The sequence below is a fragment of the Limosilactobacillus viscerum genome (genome assembly GCF_947387525.1).
In the GTDB taxonomy this organism is placed as follows: domain Bacteria; phylum Bacillota; class Bacilli; order Lactobacillales; family Lactobacillaceae; genus Limosilactobacillus; species Limosilactobacillus viscerum.
Genome location: NZ_CANDNW010000047.1, coordinates 1 through 7,270, shown reverse-complemented (window position 1 = coordinate 7,270; position 7,270 = coordinate 1). Strand labels below are relative to the sequence as shown.

The following is a 7,270-nucleotide window of genomic DNA, read 5'->3' as shown; positions in this document are numbered from 1 at the left end:
TGTGAAATTGGCTTGGTTGAAAATTTTGAAGCTACAATGTCATGCTTTTCTTCCATAAAGAAGACCTCCTTACTGATAATTTCAGTATAGGAGGTCCTGCTTACAATTTATAGACGTGTCGTTATGGTGTGCTTACAATAAAACGATGTTAAAGACATAGCAAAAAATCAATGACGTTATTTATGAGTATTGCTGCGTGGTTGTTTTGGCTAGTTTAAACTGTTGAATTCTCACGTTTGATTATTGAAAACAATGATTACCGGCGACAGTTGATCTTCCATTTTGGCCGGTGCAGCGACGAAATCGTAAATTACTAAAATAAATGGATCGTTCAATAACCCGCTGTCTACGGCATGATACCGTGATATTTCATCGGTGGAAGTACAAAATTAAAAGTTAATGGATTTATATCCGCTACATGACAAACATGTTTTAATTCTTCGGCTGTTGATTTAACCATCATTATGATTTCGGCATTAGCTGAATCGCTGAGTTGAGGGACGGCGTTTAGAAAAGTGTATTTGTTAATCATAAAACCACCTTGTAACAATTATTTTTAATTTATCATGAATGAACAGATGCCGATTTTTTTATTATTGCAATTTTGGATTGCGCTATAATATTTGATGAGGTGAAAAAGATGGTTGACAAAATTGTTGCACGACCGCTAATTACGATTGCAAATATTATCTGGAGCTTTAATCCGCAAACGCACTTGCCCCAAATCCTGCTTGTAAAACGGGCATATGCACCTTTTAAGGATCGGTGGGCACTCCCGGAAACTCTATTACGGAGCAATGAAAGCGCCAAAATTGCTTGTATTCGTTTGATTAAGGATAAAATTGGGGTTCAGCTTTCCAATAGTGCGACTGAACAATTAGCAACATTTACTAATCCCCAGCGGGTTAGTGGCGACCGTGCGTTGGCGATTGCTTACATGACATTTTTACCAGTGATGCCCCAGCTTAAAGCCGGATACGGGGCGACAGAAGTGCGGTGGTTTAGTCTCAATTTTGACCATGGTGACTTCCTGCTGCAAAACGGCGAACTTGTCTTGGGGTTATCCGACGATTCACCGTTAGCATTTGACCATCACCAAATTATTGGGACTGCAATTAGGCGCATTAAAAATAAATTAAACTATCAGCCGACGATTCTCCAGATCCTGGGGTCAACCTTTACTTTACGCCAGGCACGAGAAGTCTATGCGATCTTTTTACAAACAACGGTCGAGAAAATTGATAATTCTAACTTTAAGAAAACCCATCGAAAAATATTTAAGGAGGTTGGAACGGCTGCTACTAAGCGTTCGGGACGGCCGCCTAAGCTATTTAAACTGGCGGAAGGTTGTATTTAATAATAGCGGTGCTATAATCGAGACAATAAAAGTTAATCATACTTTTATTTTTTACTATAATTTAGGTATTTTTTACTTAAAAGATTGGAAGCAAATATTAGATGAATCATGAATTATTAACCGATATGTACGAATTTTCGATGGCAAATGGTTATTATCTAACGCTTTCTCATGATAAACAGGCTCGGTTTGATGTCTTTTACCGGAAGGCTCCTGATGATGGCAGCTTTGTCATCAGTGCTGGATTAAAGCAGGTAGTTGATGAAGTTAAGAACTGGCACTTTTCTCCTGATGATATTGCTTACTTGAAATCATTGAAGCATTTTTCAGATGACTTTCTTTTTTACTTAACTGAAGCCCACAATCGGTGCTCCATTGAAGCATTCCCGGAAGGGACGCCGGTTTTCCCGCAAGAACCGTTTCTAAGTATTACTGGTCCCTTGATGGACGTCCAATTGCTCGAGACGCTTATTTTAAACATCATTAATCACCAGTCGTTGATTGCAACAAAGGCATGGCAAATCACAAATGCCGCGGAAAATCGGCCAGTAATGGAATTTGGTGCGCGGCGGGCGCAAGGACCCGATGCCGCAATCTACGGAGCACGGGCTGCAATCATTGGTGGTTGTGGAAGCACCTCCAATGTTCTCGCAGCTAAACTGTTTAATGTGCCAGCAGTCGGGACAATGGCTCACGCCTGGATCGAAAGTTTTCCCGATGAATTTACCGCCTTTCGGGCATGGGCAAAAATTTATCCTGATAATGCGGCGTTGCTGGTTGATACTTACGATGTTTTGCAATCCGGGGTGCCAAACGCAATTAAGGTATTTAAGGAATTACGGGCTGCAGGGCATGAACCAGTCGGCATCCGCATTGATTCAGGGGACATTGCCCAACTAGCAAAGCAGGCCCGGAAGATGATGGATGATGCAGGGTTCCCTAATGCGAAGATAACTGCCTCGAATGCTCTCGATGCTCATATTATCAAATCGCTATTAAATCAAGGTGCTCCACTGGACAACTTTGGAATTGGGGAAAGATTGATAACGAGTTCATCTAGTCCCGTTTTGAGTGGGGTCTATAAGATGGCGGCACTTGAAAATAAAGGTAAGTGGGAGCCTAAAATCAAGATCAGCAATAGTCGAGAAAAGGTAACGCTGCCGGGACATAAGCAGGTTTACCGCTTATACGATAAGCATGATCCCCAGCATGCCGTTGCGGATGTGATTGCCCTGGCTGACGAACAGATTGGGTCCAAGATTACGGCAATCAGTGCCGACGTTCATGTGACCCGGAACAAGGTTATTTTGACTGACTTTATTGCTAAGCCGTTACTACAGCAGGTGTTAACGCCTAATAAGACAGCGACATTCGAAGCTAGTCCCTTTGTAATTCAACGGTTTGCGAAGAAGAATTTAGCACAGTTGCCGGCAGCAACCCAACGCTTGCTCAATCCTGACCGCTTCCCTGTTTACCTAACGAAGCGTCTTGCTGATTTACAACAAAAATTAATTGATGAAGCTACCAATATGTAAAAGAGGTAAGAAATGATGGCAAAAGCATTATTGATAATTGATTATACTTATGATTCTGTTGCAGATGACGGTGCACTAACATGCGGTAAGCCGGCGCAAAAGCTTGAGAATAGTCTCGTTGAATTGGCCGATAAATTTTATCGGGCAGGGGATTATGTAATCTTCCCAACCGATGGGCATACGGGGGATAAGTTTAGCCCGGAATATAAGCTATACCCCCGGCACAATATTGTTGGGACGCCAGGACAGTTACTATATGGCGAGTTAAAGGAGTGGTATGACCAGCACTGCGATAGCGACCGGGTATACCAGTTCAATAAGAATCGTTATTCCGCTTTTCAGAATACTAATCTCGATAATTATTTACGTGAACGAAAAATTGATGACTTGTGGCTTGTCGGCTTGTGTACTGATATTTGTGTTCTTCACACGGCCATTTCTGCCTATAATTTGAATTACCATCTTACTATTCCGACGAAAGACGTCGCAACCTTCACTAAGAATGGTCAACAGTGGGCGCTGGATCATTTTAAGAATTCATTAGGGGCAACCTTGGTTTAATGAATTTTGACCGGAAAGAATAGACAAATTTTTATACAATAGTTAAAGTATAGTTTACTTAAATATTGTGATCCCTTGGGCAAACGTGGAAGCTAACAATGAAGGTAGAACGTCCAAGTAACCGTAATTAAAAGTAGCTCTTGTCACAGTTAAGTGGTGCAGTAGGAAGGGCTAGCCATCCTAAACACCTATTGGTTGAATTTTTAGAAAATTAATAAAAATATGATTGGCTATCAAAAGTCTACTATGATACATGGTACAGTGTGTAAACGTTGATATATCAAGACATTCTACACTTGAATACGAATATAAGGCAATTGCTTCGACAACACTATTAAGAATGTCAGCCGTCGCTGTTGATGAAGAAGAAACATTATGAAAAGGCCGAAGACACATATAGCAATTTTGCTGAATTCGATTTAACGCTTGGTGCGTGGGGAGTTTTTATGCGAGATAAAGATAAAATTTTAGGAGCATTATATGGACAAGCAATTGGTGATTCAATGGGTATGCCTACTGAATTATGGCCAATTCAAAAAATTCGGGATAAGTTTGGCCGGAATATTACAACCTTTTTAGATGGTACAGACGATAATGATATTGCGATTAATTTTAAGGCTGGTGAGTACACCGATGATACCAACCAAGCGTTTGCAATCTTAGATGCGCTTATTGAAACAAACTGGGAACCAGATACTAAAGTACTAGTTAAGCACATTATGAAGTGGGCTGACGCTGTTGGAGCATGGACCAATAATATTTTAGGCCCAAGTAGTAAAGCAGCACTCAAACTGGTAAAGGAAGGGAAGAACCCATCTGAAGTTACCAAAACTGCTTTAACTAATGGTTGTGGTATGCGGATTTCACCAATTGGTACTCTTTATGAACCTGAAGACTTTGATCAGTTGATTGAGATGGTTTATGAGGTTACTAAGATTACCCATTCCAGTGATGTTGCTATTTCAGGAGCAGCAATGATTGCAGGGGCTGTCACTGCTGCGATGGCTGATTACGACTGGGACGACGTCATTGATTATGCTAAAAAGGCTAATGATGCTGGTTTTAAATTAGGTGCGCCAACGTGGGCTGCACATAACAAAGAACGGCTTGAAGTTGGGATTGCCCTTGCTCATAAGTACGAAGGCGATGATGAAGCATTTAGTCGGGCAATTTACAATACTGTTGGAACAGGAACCACGATTTCAGAGAGTATTCCAGCAGCATTGGCAATTGCTTACTATGCTAAGGACGTAAAGAAGAGTGCCTTTATTTGTACTAACTTAGGTGGCGATACCGATACGATTGGCGCAATGGCAACTGCAATTTGTGGAGCAAAAGTTGGTGCTAAAAACATTCCAGAAGACTGGAAAAAGTTAATTGACGAAAAGAACCCTCAACACAATATTCAAGAGTTTGCAGATAAGATTTCTGAATTTAAGGCATAGTAAAAATGAGGTGAATTACTATGGATAATGAATTTGTTAAAGTCCCAGAAAAAGATAAAACGTTAAGTCCTGGGAAGCTTTTCTATAACTGGTTTGCTGCTAATATCGGTATTATGGGTTTCGTTTATGGTGCTATTATTGTTAGTTATCATTTATCCTTCTGGCAATCAGTTACGGCAGCGTTGATTGGTGCATTGACTTTTGCGATTCCAGGCTGGGTCGCAATGATTGGGCAACGTGAAGGTGTAACCACATTTAAGATGAGTCGTGCAGCTTTTGGTACGCATGGTAACAAGATTCCTAACTTTATGGCTTGGCTAAATATGGTTGGCTGGCTTGCTGTCAATGTAATTACTGGTACTTTACTATTTTCTGCAATGCTAAAAACAATACATGTTCCACAAACTGGCTTTACAAAGTTTATTTGTTTAGTGGTTTTCGCAGGATTAGTCTTTCTGTCAGGTATCTTTAAGGAAGATACTTTAGCTAAAATTCAGACTTGGTTAAGCTGGATATTTGGTGGATTAACCTTAGTTATGTTGATTATGTTCCTAATGAACGCAAATTGGGGTGAGGCATTTGCTATGAAGCCGGGTAGTTGGGTAACAGGCTGGTTACCAGCTGTTGCCTTCATTGCTGCCGGTTCTAGTATCTCATGGTCAATGGCTGCGGCTGATTGGGGTGCATACGTTCGTCCTAACACGAAGCCATCTGCTACTTTTTGGAATACTACTTTAGGTGCCGCTACACCACTTTTCATTTTAATGGCTGGTGGGGTATTGCTAAGTACAATTTCCCCAAGTTTAGCTAGTGCAAGTGACCCATACCAAGTAATGTATGGAGCTATTCCTGGCTGGTTTGGTTTTCTCTACTTCTTGGTGGCTGCTGGTGGTATTATTCCACAATGTTTAGTTTCATTTCGTTCAGCACGAATCAATCTTTCTACGATTGGAATTGAAGTTTCACAAAAGACATCATTAATTTTGCATGCTGTGATTATTATCCTAATTTCTGTCTATGTTTTGTTTATTTCTGGTGATTTTTTAAGCAACTTTGAATTGTTCTTAAACTTCTTGGGCATTTGCCTTGCTTCATGGGTTGCTATCTTCTTAGTAGATAGCGTTATTTACCGTAAGAATGGCTATGATGTTAAGCTAATGGAACCAAATTCATCTGTACACTATAACTGGCCAGGAATTATTTCTTGGATTATTGCTACTATTTTCGGCTTTCTCTTTACGTCAAATGCAGCATATCGTGGGCCATTTGCTCATGGTATTTTTGAAAATAACAGTAGTTTGGCTGTCTTCGTTTCAGGAATTGCTGCAATTGTTGTTATGTTTATTTTCTCCTTGTTTGTTAAGAATAGTAATAAGCAGGAGGATTGAGTATTATGACTAAAAAAAGCCTAATTATTGGTGCTGCTTTTGTGGATGTAATAATGGACGTTGCGCAGATGCCGACTTCGGGCGGAGACGTTACAGCAAAATTAAAGTCCTATAATGTTGGTGGCTGTGCTTTCAACGTCTACGGTGCAATTAAACACTATCTAGGTGCTAACTCTGCTGACCTTTTTGTGCCTGTGGGAAAGGGACAATATAGTGAAATGGTCCGAAAAACAATGAATGATAGCAAAATTCCAATTTTACTTGAGGATAACCATCAAGATAACGGTTGGGATCTTTGCTTGGTTGAGCCAAATGGTGAGCGGACTTTCATCACGGTTCCAGGAATTGAACAGGATTGGAAAGATGAGTGGTTTACTAAGATTAATTTGTCTGATTATAAGTATTTTTATGTAAGTGGTTATGAAATGGAAGACGTAAAATCAGCAAACTTACTACTGGACCACTTGGAACAACGTGATAAAGATTCATATATTCTGTTTGACGCTTCACCACGAATTAGTCATATTGATTCTCAAATTTTAAATAGGCTAATCACAAAAGGCGTAATTATTAATGCCAATGAGGACGAGATTGGTTTTCTTAGCGATAGAGACACATTGGAAGAAAAGACAAGTGACATCTTTGATAAAACTGGTGAACCAGTTCTTGTTACTTTAGGCGCTAAAGGAACATACTTGTATGATGACCATGGTGGAAGAATTATTAGCAGTGATAAAGTTGAAAATGTTGTCAATACAATCGGTGCTGGTGATACTCACTGTGGTGGAGTGATTGCTGGACTGCTAAATGGTAATTCATTTGCAGAAGTATGTAAGATTGGAAATAATCTTTCTGCACAAGTTATTCAGCAAGAAGCTGGAAGCCTTATCTAATAGTTTTTGCCATATGGCAGATTGTAAAATTTAAGTTGAACATATTAGTGGACAAAAAACCCATAAAGGTCTTTAATGGTGTCACCACAAC

At 40.0% G+C, this 7,270-nt stretch carries 7 protein-coding genes; 6 read left to right on the top strand and 1 reads right to left on the bottom strand.

Annotation, left to right across the window (positions count from 1 at the left end):
- Positions 1 to 346 precede the first annotated feature (346 nt).
- Positions 347 to 532, bottom strand: coding sequence for a hypothetical protein (locus QOS07_RS09020; protein WP_283588615.1), 186 nt, complete (start codon positions 530 to 532; stop codon positions 347 to 349).
- 108 nt (positions 533 to 640) lie between these two features.
- On the opposite strand from QOS07_RS09020, the gene QOS07_RS09015 reads away from it, so the two are divergent.
- The 6 genes from QOS07_RS09015 (at position 641) to QOS07_RS08990 (ending at position 7,179) form a co-directional block, all read left to right on the top strand.
- Positions 641 to 1,357 carry an NUDIX hydrolase gene (locus tag QOS07_RS09015; protein ID WP_169473453.1) on the top strand — a complete coding sequence of 239 codons (717 nt, stop codon included), beginning with the start codon at positions 641 to 643 and terminating at the stop codon, positions 1,355 to 1,357.
- 101 nt (positions 1,358 to 1,458) lie between these two features.
- Positions 1,459 to 2,892 (top strand): nicotinate phosphoribosyltransferase, encoded by a 1,434-nt coding sequence (locus tag QOS07_RS09010; RefSeq protein ID WP_283588614.1) that lies wholly within the window; start codon positions 1,459 to 1,461, stop codon positions 2,890 to 2,892.
- A 15-nt stretch (positions 2,893 to 2,907) separates the two neighbouring features.
- Positions 2,908 to 3,453, top strand: a complete 546-nt coding sequence (locus QOS07_RS09005) for a cysteine hydrolase family protein (protein ID WP_265890823.1) — start codon at positions 2,908 to 2,910, stop codon at positions 3,451 to 3,453.
- A 446-nt stretch (positions 3,454 to 3,899) separates the two neighbouring features.
- Positions 3,900 to 4,898 carry an ADP-ribosylglycohydrolase family protein gene (locus tag QOS07_RS09000; protein WP_265890847.1) on the top strand — a complete coding sequence of 333 codons (999 nt, stop codon included), beginning with the start codon at positions 3,900 to 3,902 and terminating at the stop codon, positions 4,896 to 4,898.
- A 20-nt stretch (positions 4,899 to 4,918) separates the two neighbouring features.
- Positions 4,919 to 6,286, top strand: a complete 1,368-nt coding sequence (locus tag QOS07_RS08995; protein ID WP_283588613.1) for a purine-cytosine permease family protein — start codon at positions 4,919 to 4,921, stop codon at positions 6,284 to 6,286.
- A 5-nt stretch (positions 6,287 to 6,291) separates the two neighbouring features.
- The gene (locus QOS07_RS08990; protein WP_265890825.1) at positions 6,292 to 7,179 is read left to right on the top strand and encodes a PfkB family carbohydrate kinase; all 888 of its coding nucleotides are present in this window, start codon (positions 6,292 to 6,294) and stop codon (positions 7,177 to 7,179) included.
- Positions 7,180 to 7,270 lie beyond the last annotated feature (91 nt).

Excerpts from the sequence above, each read along its gene's own strand:
- QOS07_RS09020 (WP_283588615.1), bottom strand. The coding sequence starts at position 532 with ATGATTAACAAATACACTTTTCTAAACGCCGTCCCTCAACTCAGCGAT.
- QOS07_RS09015 (WP_169473453.1), top strand. The coding sequence starts at position 641 with ATGGTTGACAAAATTGTTGCACGACCGCTAATTACGATTGCAAATATT.
- QOS07_RS09010 (WP_283588614.1), top strand. The coding sequence starts at position 1,459 with ATGAATCATGAATTATTAACCGATATGTACGAATTTTCGATGGCAAAT.
- QOS07_RS09005 (WP_265890823.1), top strand. The coding sequence starts at position 2,908 with ATGGCAAAAGCATTATTGATAATTGATTATACTTATGATTCTGTTGCA.
- QOS07_RS09000 (WP_265890847.1), top strand. The coding sequence starts at position 3,900 with ATGCGAGATAAAGATAAAATTTTAGGAGCATTATATGGACAAGCAATT.
- QOS07_RS08995 (WP_283588613.1), top strand. The coding sequence starts at position 4,919 with ATGGATAATGAATTTGTTAAAGTCCCAGAAAAAGATAAAACGTTAAGT.
- QOS07_RS08990 (WP_265890825.1), top strand. The coding sequence starts at position 6,292 with ATGACTAAAAAAAGCCTAATTATTGGTGCTGCTTTTGTGGATGTAATA.